General features: G+C 35.9%; 16 protein-coding genes. 9 read left to right on the top strand and 7 right to left on the bottom strand.

The genetic code is table 11. The features are described 5' to 3' along the window. The first annotated feature begins 44 nt into the window (after positions 1 to 44). A complete protein-coding gene (locus tag MKY78_RS02280) occupies positions 45 to 1271 on the top strand; it encodes a putative glycoside hydrolase (RefSeq protein ID WP_339215874.1) in 1227 nt (408 codons plus the stop codon). A gap of 202 nt (positions 1272 to 1473) precedes the next feature. Then, the gene (locus MKY78_RS02275) at positions 1474 to 2067 is read left to right on the top strand and encodes a GNAT family N-acetyltransferase (protein WP_339215873.1); all 594 of its coding nucleotides are present in this window, start codon (positions 1474 to 1476) and stop codon (positions 2065 to 2067) included. Between the two features lie 89 nt (positions 2068 to 2156). On the opposite strand, the gene MKY78_RS02270 is transcribed toward MKY78_RS02275, so the two are convergent. Further along, positions 2157 to 3464, bottom strand: coding sequence for an ammonium transporter (locus tag MKY78_RS02270; RefSeq protein WP_339215871.1), 1308 nt, complete (start codon positions 3462 to 3464; stop codon positions 2157 to 2159). 28 nt (positions 3465 to 3492) lie between these two features. Further along, a complete protein-coding gene (locus MKY78_RS02265) occupies positions 3493 to 3834 on the bottom strand; it encodes a P-II family nitrogen regulator (RefSeq protein WP_339215869.1) in 342 nt (113 codons plus the stop codon). Positions 3835 to 4136: 302 nt separating this feature from the next. Between MKY78_RS02265 and spxA the strand changes: the two genes are divergently transcribed. The 4 genes from spxA to pepF all read left to right on the top strand — a co-directional run bounded on the left by spxA (position 4137) and on the right by pepF (position 8755). Continuing rightward, the gene (gene spxA, locus MKY78_RS02260; RefSeq protein WP_186871367.1) at positions 4137 to 4532 is read left to right on the top strand and encodes a transcriptional regulator SpxA; all 396 of its coding nucleotides are present in this window, start codon (positions 4137 to 4139) and stop codon (positions 4530 to 4532) included. Between the two features lie 344 nt (positions 4533 to 4876). After that, complete coding sequence (gene mecA, locus MKY78_RS02255) at positions 4877 to 5575, top strand: adaptor protein MecA (protein ID WP_339215866.1); 699 nt, start codon at positions 4877 to 4879, stop codon at positions 5573 to 5575. A 79-nt stretch (positions 5576 to 5654) separates the two neighbouring features. Then, complete coding sequence (locus MKY78_RS02250; protein ID WP_339215865.1) at positions 5655 to 6848, top strand: competence protein CoiA family protein; 1194 nt, start codon at positions 5655 to 5657, stop codon at positions 6846 to 6848. Between the two features lie 92 nt (positions 6849 to 6940). Next, positions 6941 to 8755: an oligoendopeptidase F gene (gene pepF, locus MKY78_RS02245; RefSeq protein WP_339215864.1), complete on the top strand. Its 1815-nt coding sequence runs from the start codon at positions 6941 to 6943 to the stop codon at positions 8753 to 8755. Positions 8756 to 8838: 83 nt separating this feature from the next. On the opposite strand, the gene MKY78_RS02240 is transcribed toward pepF, so the two are convergent. From MKY78_RS02240 to MKY78_RS02225, 4 genes are all read right to left on the bottom strand, one after another. Next, on the bottom strand, positions 8839 to 9012 hold the full coding sequence (locus tag MKY78_RS02240; RefSeq protein ID WP_339215862.1) for a hypothetical protein: 174 nt from the start codon (positions 9010 to 9012) through the stop codon (positions 8839 to 8841). 318 nt (positions 9013 to 9330) lie between these two features. Then, positions 9331 to 10227 carry a ClpXP adapter SpxH family protein gene (locus MKY78_RS02235; protein ID WP_339215861.1) on the bottom strand — a complete coding sequence of 299 codons (897 nt, stop codon included), beginning with the start codon at positions 10225 to 10227 and terminating at the stop codon, positions 9331 to 9333. Between the two features lie 14 nt (positions 10228 to 10241). Beyond that, a complete protein-coding gene (locus tag MKY78_RS02230) occupies positions 10242 to 10622 on the bottom strand; it encodes a globin (protein ID WP_339215859.1) in 381 nt (126 codons plus the stop codon). A gap of 81 nt (positions 10623 to 10703) precedes the next feature. After that, the gene (locus MKY78_RS02225) at positions 10704 to 11273 is read right to left on the bottom strand and encodes a CYTH domain-containing protein (protein WP_339215858.1); all 570 of its coding nucleotides are present in this window, start codon (positions 11271 to 11273) and stop codon (positions 10704 to 10706) included. A gap of 123 nt (positions 11274 to 11396) precedes the next feature. On the opposite strand from MKY78_RS02225, the gene MKY78_RS02220 reads away from it, so the two are divergent. From MKY78_RS02220 to MKY78_RS02210, 3 genes are read left to right on the top strand one after another with little or no spacing between them, the layout of a single operon-like run. Beyond that, positions 11397 to 12005 (top strand): GTP pyrophosphokinase family protein, encoded by a 609-nt coding sequence (locus MKY78_RS02220; protein ID WP_186871359.1) that lies wholly within the window; start codon positions 11397 to 11399, stop codon positions 12003 to 12005. A 25-nt stretch (positions 12006 to 12030) separates the two neighbouring features. Further along, positions 12031 to 12831, top strand: a complete 801-nt coding sequence (locus MKY78_RS02215) for an NAD kinase (protein ID WP_186871358.1) — start codon at positions 12031 to 12033, stop codon at positions 12829 to 12831. A gap of 19 nt (positions 12832 to 12850) precedes the next feature. Continuing rightward, positions 12851 to 13732, top strand: a complete 882-nt coding sequence (locus tag MKY78_RS02210) for an RluA family pseudouridine synthase (protein WP_339215856.1) — start codon at positions 12851 to 12853, stop codon at positions 13730 to 13732. Here the strand turns inward: MKY78_RS02210 and prpE are convergent, their stop codons facing one another. Beyond that, the gene (gene prpE, locus MKY78_RS02205) at positions 13733 to 14479 is read right to left on the bottom strand and encodes a bis(5'-nucleosyl)-tetraphosphatase PrpE (RefSeq protein ID WP_339215854.1); all 747 of its coding nucleotides are present in this window, start codon (positions 14477 to 14479) and stop codon (positions 13733 to 13735) included. Positions 14480 to 14505 lie beyond the last annotated feature (26 nt).

The raw sequence follows: 14505 nt of genomic DNA, 5'->3' as shown, positions 1-14505 counted from the left end.
CTTAACGTAAGCAAGCTACACTTATGGAATAGGAGATTGATAGAATGAAGAATACACAACTGAAGAGATTTTTAATCCCAATTGTTCTCCTGCTTGTTATTTTACTTCCGTTTGCAATACCAGAAAAAAGTAGTGGGGACGAAGAATTATTTGCCCATGATCATGTAGCAAGACAAACATCTATTCAATTAATTGAACAGGGTGTTTCTATAAAGCGCTTCGTAGTTGATTCTGGATATAATTTTGAATATCCAGATGCAGTAAGAGGTATTTATGTAACTGGTCACTCAGCGGGTGGTAGTCGATTTAATTCATTAGTGGAATTGGTGAATAATTCTGATCTGAATGCAATGGTTATTGATATTAAAGAAGACCATGGATATTTAACATTTAAACCTGATGAAGATTCACCATTTGTAGCAATTGGTCAAAATTATATTAAAGATATTCAGGAAATGATGAAAACATTAGAGGAAAATCAAATTTATCCAATTGCCAGGGTTGTAGTATTTAAAGATAGTGTGTTAGCTGAAAATAGACCGGATCTTTCGTTTACAGAGAATGGTTCTGTTTGGGAAAATAACCGTGGCGAATCATTTGTAAATCCATTCCAAAAAGAGGTTTGGGAATATAATGTTGATATTGCTAAAATGGCAGCCGAAATGGGCTTCAAAGAAATTCAGTTTGACTATGTTCGATTTCCAGAAGGGTTTGAACGTAGGGATGGCGACTTAACCTATTCACAAGGTGCCTATGAAGATAGTGAAGAAGATAATGTTCAACGGCGAGTTCAGGCTGTTACAGATTTTGTGGCGTATGCGAAACAAGAATTAGAGCCTTATGACATAGATGTGTCTGTGGATATTTTCGGTTATGCAGCTACTATTCCTGAAGCACCAGGAATAGGTCAAAACTTCTCCAAAATATCGGAAAATGTCGATGTCATTTCATCCATGATATATCCAAGTCACTGGTCTAATAATTATTTTGGAATCCCACTTCCTGATGCAGAGCCGTATCGTTTAACGGATGAATACGCTAAAGTGGAAAATGAGGTACTTTCTAAATTGGAAAATCGACCAGTCTCTCGACCATGGATACAGGATTTTGAAGCGCCATGGATCTATAATGGTACAGGTATACCAGTAACAAAATATGGAAAAAAAGAAGTGGAAGCACAGATAAAAGCCTTACAGGATAATGGAATAAATGAGTACTTAATTTGGAATGCTGGTAACACATATACCCAAAATGTTGATTATAAGCCATAAATTACGAAAAAAAGCGAAACAATAAATAAAAGTTTCGCTTTTTTTCGTTTAACTACACATACTGAAGATATAAGTGTATAACAGGGATTTAACATCTAATCCTATTTTCGTTATACTAGCAACAGAAAGGCTTTCAGGATTGTTTTACAAAATCGTTAAGAGTTTGTTAGCTTTCTTTTAGAAAATACGAAGGAGTAGATCCATGGATTGGTATGAAAAATTAAGTAAATATTTCCCTATTGAAGAAATGAAATCAAAGGAACATATGGAACTGTTATTGAAGGAAAAAGGGGACGTTTACCATAAAGATGATGGTCCATATCATGTTATGATGTATGCTGAATTTGATTCCTTTATTTTTATTGATTATGTATGGGTTTCAGCTAAAGCGAGAGGACAAGGTATTGGACATAAGTTAATTAAAAAATTAAAAGAACATAATAAACCGATAATATTAGAAGTAGAACCGGTTGATTATGATGATTCAGATACCGAAAAACGACTTCATTTTTATAAGCGTGAAGGGTTTAAGCATGCTCAATCAATTGGATATAATCGACGTTCATTGGCGACTAATGAGGAGACCCCAATGGAAATTTTATATTGGTCACCGAATGATGAATCGGAAGAAGTCATTTATGAGCAAATGAGAAAAATGTATGAATCGATTCATACGTATAAAGATGAACAGCTTTATGGGCAGTCTTATCAACCTGTAGATGAAGTATTAACATTTAATGAGGACAGAGAGTCTGAGGATATTTTATCGAGGCTAGATAGAAATCAGATGAAATAATATTTATAATTCGGTCGTCTTAAACCTTTGGTTAAGACGACCGTTTGTGGTGTTTAAAAGTGTAGTGTTTTCAATGTGTATTGCTTATTTTATATCGTTTTTCCTTCGGTGTTTCCGGCAGGGATATTGTTTAAGCGATCTGCTAATGCAAGACCTACATTTGGCGATTCAATCTCATCGTTAGTTAACAATGTGTCCTTGAAGTCATAAGCATTAGAACCGTGTTCTGCAAAATCAAGTCCTGCAATTTCTTCCTCTTTCGATACACGAATTGGAACAAACTTGTTTAATACATACGTAAATCCACCAATGGTAAAGGCTACCCATAAGATGACCGCGAGTACCCCGATGGCTTGAATTCCAAGTTGTGCAAATCCATTACCATAAAACAGGCCAGTAGAAGTTGAAAATAAACCTACAGCCAATGTACCCCATATACCAAGTAGACCATGTACGGTAATTGCACCAACCGGATCATCAATTTGTAACTTAGCATCGAAGAATCGAATTCCTTCTACGAGAATCACTCCAGAAATTAATCCGACTATAATAGAGCCGCCGAGAGATATTTCGGCACACCCTGCAGTAATTCCTACTAATCCTGCTAATACACCGTTTAATGATAATGAGGCATCCACTTTCTTGTATCGGAATCTGGTGTATAATGCACTTGCAACTAAGGCAGCAGAGGTAGATAACAAAGTAGTGCCAATTACCATGGGGACTAATGTTGGATCAGCTGCTAGTGTGCTACCCCCATTAAATCCAAACCATCCAAGCCATAGGATAAAAACACCTAACGCGCCGAGAGGGATATTATGACCTGGTATTACGTTAACTTTTTTCCCTTCGTATTTACCTAAGCGAGGTCCTAAAATAAGAACAACTACTAATGCGCCTACAGCGCCTGTTAAGTGAACTACGGTAGATCCAGCGAAATCGCTAAATCCAAGAATCGTTAGCCAACCGTCTCCTTGCCAAATCCAATGTCCCACTACTGGATAAACAATTGCCGTCATAGCTATCACAATTAAAATATAGCTTCCAAGCTTAATCCTTTCTGCAACAGCACCAGACATAATGGTGGCACAGGTGGCTATAAACATTGCTTGGAAGACAAAGAAACCAATATCCTCTACGCCGCTAAGCAAAAAGCCATCGGAACCGACTATAGAGCCAAAAGTACTTCCGAACATTAAACCATACCCGACAACAAAGAATAAAATTGCTGAAACACTAATGGTTAAGAAGTTCTTCATTAATATGTTTAACGTGTTTTTGGATCTAGTAAACCCTGATTCGACCATCGCAAATCCTGCATGCATGAAGAATACAAGAAAAGCGCCTAACATTACCCATACTAGGTTAATGGCTAACTCTAGTTCTTCTGTATTCATTCTTTCCCCTCCTAATCATAAACTCATTTTATAAAATGGCTTGCGCTCCTCGTTCCTTTGTGCGAATTCTAATGACTTCTTCAATCGGATAAATGAAGATTTTTCCGTCACCAATTGCTCCTGTGCTACAAGTGTTGATGATTATGTCGACTATTTCATCAACTTGACTATCATCCACGACTGTTTCTACTTTAAGCTTAGGTAATAACTGTAGCTGAAACGTAGTACCGCGAAATAATCCGGTTTGCCCTTTTTGTTTCCCAGTACCAGCTGCTTCTGTAATCGTTAAACCGCCTATCCCTATCTCGGATAAGCTACTACGTAAAGATTGGAATGTTTCTGGACGTATTATGGCTTCAATCTTTTTCATCTACTCCCCTCCTTGTGTTAGGTTTCCTTACATTATAATTAAATGATAAGGGGAATATTGGAAAAAATCAAGAATTAATTTAATTTAATGTAATATAACCTAACATTATATAAAGGTGTTATTAGAGGATGGCTTTTACATTAATTATATCGATTTTGTGAATTTGACATTTTTAGTGAAAATAATCTATCTATTACTTGACAAATGATGTATACTATACTTATAGGTTATTTAAAGTAATTTTAATTTAATAACCGATTAAAGGTTTACGAATTGTAAACAGTAATGAGGAGTGAAGTAACATGGTAACACTTTATACCTCACCTAGTTGTACATCTTGCAGAAAAGCAAAAGCTTGGTTGAAAGACAACCAAATTCCTTTTAAGGAGCGGAATATATTTTCTGAGTCGTTAACTTTAGATGAAATAAAGGAAATATTAAGGATGACGGAAGATGGTACAGATGAGATCATCTCAACACGCTCCAAAGTATTCCAAAGTTTAGACGTAAATATTGATCAGCTTCCTTTAAAAGAATTATTTACTTTGATTCAAGAGAATCCAGGCTTACTAAGAAGACCGATCATTATAGATGAAAAAAGGCTGCAAGTTGGCTATAATGAAGATGAGATTCGCAGGTTTTTACCAAGAACTGTACGAACTTTTCAATTAGAGGAAGCTAGAAGAATGGTTAATTAAGTGACCATCTTTTCCAAAGTAAAAGCGCAGATTCCTAATTTCAAGAATCTGCGCTTTTAGTATGTTAGAATGATGACAAATTCGATGAAATAAGTTAAAATAATATTTTAAATAATTATATATAGGCATATTAATTTTCATATTGCAATATGCTAACATACAATATAAATAAGATGGTATTCTTTTTTCAATAGATAAGAATAACTAGCTCTATTGAATATAAAAAAGGAAGAAGCCCAGTAAGCAATGTATGGGCAGGACACTTAAGCCGAGTATAGTAAACACGCCTTAAGTGAAGCTTCCAACTCGCTGGAGCTAGATTGAAATAGAAGGGAGAGAATTGCATGGAAATCGAAAGAATTAATGAGAACACAGTAAAATTCTTTATCTCTTATGTGGATATTGAAGATCGAGGTTTTCAACGGGAAGAAATTTGGTATAATCGTGAGCGTAGTGAACAATTGTTCTGGCAGATGATGGATGAAGTGAATTATGAAGAAGACTTTCATGTAGATGGCCCTTTATGGATTCAAGTTCATGCTCTAGAAAAAGGATTAGAAATTGTTGTTACAAAGGCACAGCTTTCTAAAAATGGAGATAATCTAGAATTTCCAATTGATGAAGATGGCTCTACTATAGATATTCCTGTAGATGAAAAAGTAGAATCATTCTTAGAAGAAAAGTTTGGTAGAAGCGATAATGGCGATAATGATGATGCAGATAATGACTTCGTTGAGGAGAATTTATGGATTATTGCTGGCTTTAAAGACTTTGAAGATGTTATACAACTCAGTCACCACTTCCACAATGATACAGGAAGTGAGGAGGAAACATTATATTATTATAATGGAAAATACTATCTCTATATGGAATTTTCGCAAGATGTACTAGATGAACATACACAGGAAGATATTATTTCTCGTGTATTTGAATATGGAGATGATTCAAATATCACCATTCATGTACTAGAAGAGTATGGAAAAAAGATTTTCGATACCACTACTTTTGCTGATATTCGCTTACATTTCCCTGTGAATCCATAGGATACCTTTTATAGGTATCTTATTTTTTTTGCAGGAATTTCATCATCTCTATCGAAATAGTATGATGGAGGTGATTGGTTTGCTACAAGCAAAATTAAATAATGGAAAGCTAATTACGTTATTCGAGTTTTCCAAGCAGGAGATTGAAGTACTTCGATCAGATCATGTGTTTTTTTGTCCTGTGTGTAAGGGAAAGGTTATTATTAAATCAGGCTCCAAGATAATACCTCACTTTGCTCATCAAAACAGGAAGAATTGTCAAACACATGAAGGAGGGGAGGGGATCTATCATGAGCAAGGCAAGATCATGCTATATCAATGGCTAATTAAGCAAGGCTTAGAAGTGGCGCTTGAACAATATATTTCGTCAATCAAGCAGAGATGTGACATTTTCCTTAGCGTCGGTAAAAAGAAAATTGCATTGGAATATCAGTGTGCAAGGATACCCATTAAAGAGATAAAAAAGCGAACATGGAGTTATCTAAGTGTCGGAATTCAACCAATTTGGATTTTAGGTGCGACCAACCTCAAACGAACTACTAAACACTCCTTCAAGGTCGACCACTTTCTATTGCAGTTTTTACATCAGTTCCAGGATCAATCTATCCCCGTATTATATTTTTTCGACCCACATAGCAAATTTTTCACGATGATTGGAAATGTATTTCAAATAGGAAAAAGACGAATGATTGGAGATTTCATTATAAAAAAACTTGATTCCATGATTTTTCTTGATATGTTTAAAATGTCTGTGTTTTCAAAGGAACTTTTCCTTAATGAATGGAGAAAAGCAAAGTATCAGTACAGGATGTATCAACCTAAAAAATTATATGGCACCGAGTTGAGTTGGTACAATTGGTTATATTACAAAGGTACACACCGAGAGTTCTTGCCCTCCGTTATATATCTTCCTATCTCCTCCCAATATAAAATGTTAACCTCACTATGGGATTGGCAAAGTAGGATTTGTTTAGAGTTTATTGACCCTATCCCTATTGGAGCAGTTTTTTCCGTCAATTCTTGCCATTTTCAGCTTCGTAAAACGATATCAACAGATCCGTTCCCTTTAATACAGCCCTCTGCTGACCCCATTATGGAATACCTTCATCTATTGACCGCATTAGGAATTATTGAACAGATCTCCGAGCATGAGTTTCGTAAAAGTAAAAACTTACACCATTATTCGCATATAGAAGACGCTCTTAAAGGAGATGAAGAATTATTGAAAGAACTTTTGAACATTTTCGAGACAAAATACGAGCATGATTCATAATTAATTCGTTATACTAAATAATATAGTTATTAGAGTATTTTCTAATTTTTACTGATAACTATATTGTGGAATGATGTAAAGGAGGAAGATTAATGGCAAAGGCAACAAAAGAACTTCAAGCAAGAAGTGAAGTACCGGTTGAAAGAACGTGGAGATTAGAGGATATCTTTGAAACGGATGCCGTATGGGAAGAAGAGCTTAATAGTTTAAAGAATGAAATTCCTAAAATCTCAGAGTATAAAGGAAAGGTTGCAGAATCTGCAGACTCTTTATATAACGTTCTAAACTTGCAAGATGAATTGTCAGAAAGACTTGGTAAGCTTTTTACATATGCACATATGCGTTATGATCAGGATACGACAAACTCATTTTATCAAGCATTGAATGCAAAAGCAGAGAATGTATTAACATTTGCGCAAAGCTCTATGAGTTATTTAGTACCAGAGATTCTGAAGATGGATGAAGCAACGATAAAGACTTACCTGGAAGAGAAAGAGGAGTTAAAGCTTTATGAACATGTGTTAAATGAAATTATTAGACAACGTAAACACGTATTAGGAGAGTCAGAAGAAGCTCTTTTAGCAGAGGCGTCTGAAGCTTTATCTAATGGGTCACAAACGTTCGGTATGTTAAATAATGCAGATTTAACATTCCCTACCATTACCAATGAAAAGGGAGAAGAAGTCGATCTAACACATGGTCGCTACGTAGGGTTCTTAGAATCAAAGGATCGTCGAGTGCGAAAAGAAGCATTCCAAGCAATGTATAACACGTATGGACAATTCAAAAATACCTTTGCTTCTACACTAAGTGGTACGGTTAAGTCGCATAATTTTAATGCGAAAGTTCGTCATTATGATTCAGCTAGACAGGCTGCGTTAGACAATAATAATATTCCGGAAACAGTATATGATAATCTGGTTGAAGCGGTTAATGAGAGATTACCGTTATTACACCGTTACGGAAAATTACGTAAACAAATACTAGGTGTGGATGAAGTGCATATGTATGATATGTACACACCATTAGTCCAAGATGTTGACATGGAAATCCCATATGAGAAAGCACAAGAATATGTATTAGAAAGTCTTAAGCCTCTTGGAGAAGAATACTTAGAGGTCATTAAGGAAGGCTTTGCTAATCGTTGGATTGATGTGGAAGAAAATAAAGGTAAGCGAAGTGGTGCATACTCTTCAGGTGCTTATGGTACGAACCCATACATTTTATTGAACTGGCAAGACCGTGTGAGTGACCTGTTTACATTAACACATGAATTAGGACACTCAGCACATAGTTATTTCACAAGGAAGTTCCAACCATATCGTTATGGTAACTATTCCATCTTTGTAGCGGAAGTGGCATCTACAGCGAATGAAGCATTACTTAACGACTACTTATTAAACAATCTTAACGATGAAAAACAAAAGCTATATATTTTAAATCATTTCTTAGAAGGATTCCGTGGTACTGTTTTCCGTCAAACCATGTTTGCTGAATTCGAGCATGAGATTCATAAACGCGCACAAGCAGGGGAAGCACTAACAGCAGATAACTTAACAGAAATTTATTATGAGCTAAATAAAAAATATTTCGGTGATGAAGTGGTATCAGATGAAGAAATCGGTCTAGAGTGGGCAAGAATTCCTCACTTCTACTACAACTACTATGTTTATCAATATGCTACTGGGTACTCTGCTGCGACAGCATTAGCTAATAAAATGCTATCAGGGGAAGAAGGAGCAGTTGGTCATTACCTAGATTTCTTGAAATCTGGAAGTAGTGATTATCCGATTGAAGTATTGAAAAAAGCTGGTGTCGATATGACATCGAAACAACCAATCTTAGATGCATTAGATGTATTTGAAGAAAAACTAACAGAGATGGAGAATCTTCTGTTAAATAAATAAGGAAAAGGGTGGCCTTTAAATCGGGTCACCCTTTTTACTTTAGAGGTACTATAAGAAGTAGTCTGGTTAGGAACATAAGCAAATTAGCCACGATATTTATTTCGATGGGTGAATGAAAATAAAGTAAAATAAATACATAAAAACAGAATCGGTAATGTGATATAAATTGGGATTAGTTGCATTAACCCAAATAGATTTAGTAAAACAGCAAACAACGTTAAGATAATAAACAAGTATGGAAGTAATTCTCGCAACATAATTTCCTCCTTATTCCGATCAGAAAATCGTCTATTAATATATATGTAAGTCAAAGTGATAATAGAAGTGACAGATTTGTGAAAAGAAAAACAAACTAGTTGCGAAAAATGGTTGTAACTGATATATTATTAATGTGAGATGAATCACAAACAAAACCCCTTTGTTTGATCATGAAACTTTCTCCCATCCCCCTTTGTTTTGATACAAAGAAGTGAGAAAAAGAAGGATATACGCTGCCCCGTATATCCTTTATTTTTTCTTAAATGAGTAAAAAACCAAGGTATCCCCCCTTGGTTTTTTCTCGTTTAATATCATCGTTATCTTTGTTCATTAAATTGCCAAAATGTCCCGTGTTTAGCAGGAATCTTTTCTACAATTTGCTTTAATTGGAGTTTTTTCATTTCACGTTCTGCTTTTTCCAGGGTCCAGTTGTACACGACAGATACTTCCTTTGTTCCAACCACACTAAAACATTTTACGAAATCTTCTAGCGAAGGATGTTGTGAAGGAATCGGCAGGTGCTCTGTCATTTCACTTAATACTCGGACATAAATTTCGTAAGGGTAAAGACCAGAGATTTTTATTCCTTGCTCTTCAATATTTTTATGGAAAAACACCATCGTTGGCATGTAATCAATTTCCATTTCACGGTTTAATTTATAATCACATTGTAATGCTTTCCTTGCCGAATCGGAATGTAAATCATTTCTAAATTCTTGAATGTCTAGCTTGGCAGCTTTTGCACACTCCAACAATACGGATTCTTTAGAGATATCCATCTTTTTTAAGAATAGGCTTTCTTGTACTTTGCGTAAGAATACTTTTCCATAACGTATTCCTTGAAGCTCAGCAGCTTTAATAGCTAAATAGGCTGTGATAGGGGAGTGAATTGGGTTTTCAAGCCATAAATCACCATCACAACTCATTCCTGTTCTAGATGCGGTACGTTCCCAAATCTCTCTAAGTCTTTTTGGTTGATCAAAATTATCATGATTAAGCGGCCTAGAGGCTCCTGAAATTATTGGTCTTAGCGTAAACAATCGTCCATATTCAATTGATAGCTTTTTTAAATACGGCTCAAGTGACCAGCATTCCGGACACATCGGGTCGATAAATACATATATTTCAATTGGTTTTTTTACAGTATCACAACTATATTCGGACGATGTGTTTGCTTTCTGTGAGCTAATTAGCTCAGTTCGTTCCCAGCTCACATCGATTCTCCTTTCTATTGTTCGGGTGTATTCATCATATGATTGGCGGTCATGGTCAACTTTTCAAATATAGCTGTACGGTATGGTTCTTCAATTTCCACTTCTTCTAATGCTGCTTCCATGCAATCTAACCAAGCATCTCTTCTTGAAGGTGTAATTTCAAATGGTAGGTGTCTACGTCTCATCATAGGGTGTCCTCGTTCTTCTGTATAAATAGGAGGACCGCCGAAAAATTGTGTTAAGAATAATGTCTGTTTCCTTGCGGTTTCTGTAAGATCCTCTGGAAAAATAGGAGTGAGTTTCGGATGATTTCCAACTCGTCTATAAAAAGCAGCCACAAGCCGTTCGATAGTCTCATAGCCACCAATTTCTTCAAATATTGTTCGATGATTCACGTTTATTTACTCCTTATCAATGGTGTCTATATTGTAGCAACAATAAATAAGGGTGAGCAAATAATCTGATTGTACTATATTTTAAGATAGACTAGAAAAGAATCTTGCTATTTTATTTGGTGTATCTTTTTGGGTAATATGATATGTTTCTAGAATGTTCGTAAGAGCTTTTAAACCGGCTTCTTTACTTTGTGATTCTATCTCTAGCTCATAGTCTTCCACATGATTATATTGACTATAATCTAAAACAATTATGAGTCCATTTTCCTGGTATTCGCGCCGGATTGTAGTTAGACTACCTACATAGTGTAACTCATCTGTTTCGATATTCATTTGATTTAATTGAATGGTGGTCGCTTCTTTTGCGATTGGATGTTGACTAATCCATGATAATGCTTCTGCCTCGGTTAGGGAGTCATGTGTTTCTAGTAGGCCATCTTGATGAGGCTCTTTTAATGTTAGTTGGTATTGATTATTTTTTTTACGAATTCTTAATGCTGCATGATGTTGACGTAGTTTAAAGTCTGCTGTTTCGAAGTAGTAATTTATTTGTTCTTTCCCTTCTTTTGGAAAAGGTAGATTATGCAATAGGGTTTCATATTCTTCTTTTGTTAATAGGTTTTTATATTCGATTTCGATTTCTTGTGCCATTTGGTACCTCCAGGAATTTCTTAATTACATTGATTATGGCGAAACAGAAGTAATTATGCAAAGAATATATATTTCTTTTGTGTTAAAATAAAAACGAAATAGTCATTACAGGTGGTGTTCCAAATGAATTGGGAAGCAATACTTGCACCTTATTCACAAGTAGTTGAAGAACTAAAGGTAAAATTAAAAGGCATGCGTGCACAATTTGAATATGAGACAAGACATTCTCCGATAGAATTTATTGTTGGACGTGTGAAACCGGTGCAAAGTATTTTAGAAAAGGCAGAAAAAAGAAAAATACCGCTTAATCGAATTGAACAAGATATCCAAGATATAGCTGGTATACGAGTTGTATGTCAGTTTGTAGATGATATTTATACCGTTGTCGAAATGCTGAGATCTCGTAAAGACTTTACCATAGTAGAAGAGAAGGATTACATAGCTAATGAAAAAGAAAGTGGATATCGTTCTTTCCATATGCTAATTGAATATCCAGTTGAAACTATTCATGGGAATAAAGTGATCATGGCAGAAATTCAAATTCGTACATTAGCGATGAATTTCTGGGCTACGAATGAGCATTCTTTGAATTATAAATATAAAGGTAGAATTCCAGAGGATATTAAGTTGAGGTTACAGCTTGCTGCAGAAGCCGCATTTAAGCTAGATGAAGAAATGTCAAAAATAAAAACTGAAATACAAGAAGCGCGACGGATTTTTCATCGGAAATAAATGTTTTGGATAGGAGGACATGAGATTGAAGTTTAAAATCATTTCAAAGGGAGACGATAGATCGAATAAGATTAAAGCTAAAATGAAACAGCATTTAATCGACTTTGATCTATTATATGATCGCGAAGAACCGGATTTGGTTATTTCAGTTGGAGGAGATGGCACTTTTTTAGAAGCATTCCATCGCTATAACCATAGACTTAGCCAAACAGCTTTTATTGGGATTCACACTGGCCATTTAGGGTTTTATGCCGATTACTTGCCTGAGGAATTGGAGAAGCTTGTAATCGAAATTGCGAAGACACCTTATCAGATTGTGGAATATCCATTATTAGAGGTTACAATTCGCTCGAAAACTGGAAATAAGACGGATAGATATTTGGCATTAAATGAAGCAACGATTAAAACCCCCGAAAGCTCTGTTGTATTTGATGTTGAAATTAGAGGAGAACGGTTTGAGACATTTCGTGGAGATGGCTTATGTATATCGACACCTTCTGGTAGTACGGCTTATAATAAAGCACTAGGTGGTGGGATTATTCACCCGACTCTAGAGGCAATTCAATTAACCGAAATGGCATCAATAAATAATCGGGTATTTCGTACCATTGGTTCTCCGTTAATTTTACCAAAGCATCATACTTGTTTATTAAAGCCAATAGTCGATCGTAGCTTCTTTATAACGATTGACCATATTACCCATAATTACACGAATGTGAAATCTATTCAATGTCGCGTGGCTAAGGAGAAAATTCGTTTTGCCCGGTTTAGGCCGTTCCCGTTTTGGAATCGAGTACGTGACTCCTTTATTGCAGAGAATAATTAAAGTATAGGTGATAACTTCGATGAGATGGATCATCCAGAATGACACAGATGGAAAACTATTACGTGAATTTTTACGAAATGATCAAGACTTTTCAAGACGTCTATTGAAAAGTCTTATTTATGATGGGGGAAAAATACTCGTTAATGGCAAGCCGGAGAATTTGCGCTATAAGTTAAAGTCCGGAGATATTGTGTCGGTAGAGTTTGCAATGGAGGTAAAGGGGCCGCTTATGCGAGCTGAGAATATACCACTAGATATCGTGTATGAAGATGATGCGATAATGGTTATGAATAAGCAAAGTGGTATTGCTACTATACCATCCATTATTCATCAAAGCGGCACATTAGCGAATGGGATTCTATATTACTATGAAACACATAATATCCCTTATACGGTTCATGTCGTTACAAGGCTTGATCGAGATACGTCAGGCTTATTATTAATAGCCAAACACCGTTTAAGTCATTCCATTTTATCAGCCAGTCAAAAAAAGGGGAAGGTGAAACGTAAGTATTATGCTTTAGTTGAGGGGATTCTTAAAGAAAAACAAGGTATTATCGATGCTAATATTGCTAGAAAAGAAGGCTCTATAATTGAACGAACTGTTCGGGAGGACGGTCAAAGAGCAATCACGCATTATCAAGTTGTACAGGAAACGGATTCCCATAGTTTACTTGCTGTACAGCTTGAAACAGGAAGGACGCATCAAATTCGTGTGCATTTTTCTCATATTGGCCACCCGCTAGCAGGAGATGATTTATATGGAGGTAAGAAAACGCTAATAAATCGTCAAGCGCTTCATTGTTTTGAGCTAGGCTTTGAGCACCCTGGAACAAAAGAATGGATGACTTATCAAGCCCCTTTACCAGAAGATATGAAACAGATCCTTCCAGACATGTAATTAGCTGTCTGGGAAGGATCGGAATTTATCTGGATGAAAAGGTTGTTTAGATGGAACACTGACAATACTTTCTTCTGGGAGTTGAAATGCGGTTAATTTGTTACCAAATACGCACCCTGTATCAATATTAATCGTTTTGTTTATGATTCGCGGTTTCCGTACAGGTGTATGACCATACACAATCCAAGCATCCCCTTGATAATGCTGTGCCCAATCTCGGCGAATCGGTCTACCTGCCTCATCAAATTCGCCCGTAATATCTCCATACAATACAAATGTTTTTACCTTTTTGTCATTACGTCCAATATAAGCTTGTTTAATTCCTGCATGAGCAACGACTGCATTTACTTCTGGTAATTGTAGGTAGAGTGGTGCTTCCTCATATAGTTTTATGAACTGACTTCGGATTTGGTCCTGCACTTTTTCGTTTAAGGCCATATACTCCATTATGGTAGTCTCCAAACCATGCTGATGTTGCACTTTATTACCTAAGAAATAACGATACAATTTATTACAATGATTACCTGGTACATATTTTGCCTTTTTGTGCTTCACGACCATCTCATGCACAATTTGAATCACGTTAATCGATTCTGGGCCACGGTCCGTTAGATCCCCAACAAGTACTGGAATACGGTTGTCGGGGTGAAGGTAGATACCATCTATGCTTTGGTAACCTAATTCCTCAAACAAACTACAAAGTTCTTGGTAGCAGCCATGAACATCACCAATAATATCTACTTTCATTCTATCACCTCATTGTAAAAGGAAAG

Origin of the sequence: Ornithinibacillus sp. FSL M8-0202 (assembly GCF_037975285.1) — a bacterium.
Classification (GTDB): Bacteria; Bacillota; Bacilli; order Bacillales; family Amphibacillaceae; genus Ornithinibacillus; species Ornithinibacillus massiliensis.
The sequence above is the reverse complement of the archived record's forward strand: the minus strand, read 5'-3'. Positions and strand labels throughout refer to the sequence as shown.

What these genes read in the sequence shown, in the direction of transcription:
- spxA (WP_186871367.1), top strand. Translation starts at nt 4,137, where the DNA reads ATGGTAACACTTTATACCTCACCTAGTTGTACATCTTGCAGAAAAGCA.
- MKY78_RS02265 (WP_339215869.1), bottom strand. Translation starts at nt 3,834, where the DNA reads ATGAAAAAGATTGAAGCCATAATACGTCCAGAAACATTCCAATCTTTA.
- MKY78_RS02220 (WP_186871359.1), top strand. Translation starts at nt 11,397, where the DNA reads ATGAATTGGGAAGCAATACTTGCACCTTATTCACAAGTAGTTGAAGAA.
- pepF (WP_339215864.1), top strand. Translation starts at nt 6,941, where the DNA reads ATGGCAAAGGCAACAAAAGAACTTCAAGCAAGAAGTGAAGTACCGGTT.
- MKY78_RS02270 (WP_339215871.1), bottom strand. Translation starts at nt 3,464, where the DNA reads ATGAATACAGAAGAACTAGAGTTAGCCATTAACCTAGTATGGGTAATG.
- MKY78_RS02225 (WP_339215858.1), bottom strand. Translation starts at nt 11,273, where the DNA reads ATGGCACAAGAAATCGAAATCGAATATAAAAACCTATTAACAAAAGAA.
- MKY78_RS02240 (WP_339215862.1), bottom strand. Translation starts at nt 9,012, where the DNA reads ATGTTGCGAGAATTACTTCCATACTTGTTTATTATCTTAACGTTGTTT.
- MKY78_RS02280 (WP_339215874.1), top strand. Translation starts at nt 45, where the DNA reads ATGAAGAATACACAACTGAAGAGATTTTTAATCCCAATTGTTCTCCTG.
- prpE (WP_339215854.1), bottom strand. Translation starts at nt 14,479, where the DNA reads ATGAAAGTAGATATTATTGGTGATGTTCATGGCTGCTACCAAGAACTT.
- MKY78_RS02275 (WP_339215873.1), top strand. Translation starts at nt 1,474, where the DNA reads ATGGATTGGTATGAAAAATTAAGTAAATATTTCCCTATTGAAGAAATG.
- mecA (WP_339215866.1), top strand. Translation starts at nt 4,877, where the DNA reads ATGGAAATCGAAAGAATTAATGAGAACACAGTAAAATTCTTTATCTCT.
- MKY78_RS02210 (WP_339215856.1), top strand. Translation starts at nt 12,851, where the DNA reads ATGAGATGGATCATCCAGAATGACACAGATGGAAAACTATTACGTGAA.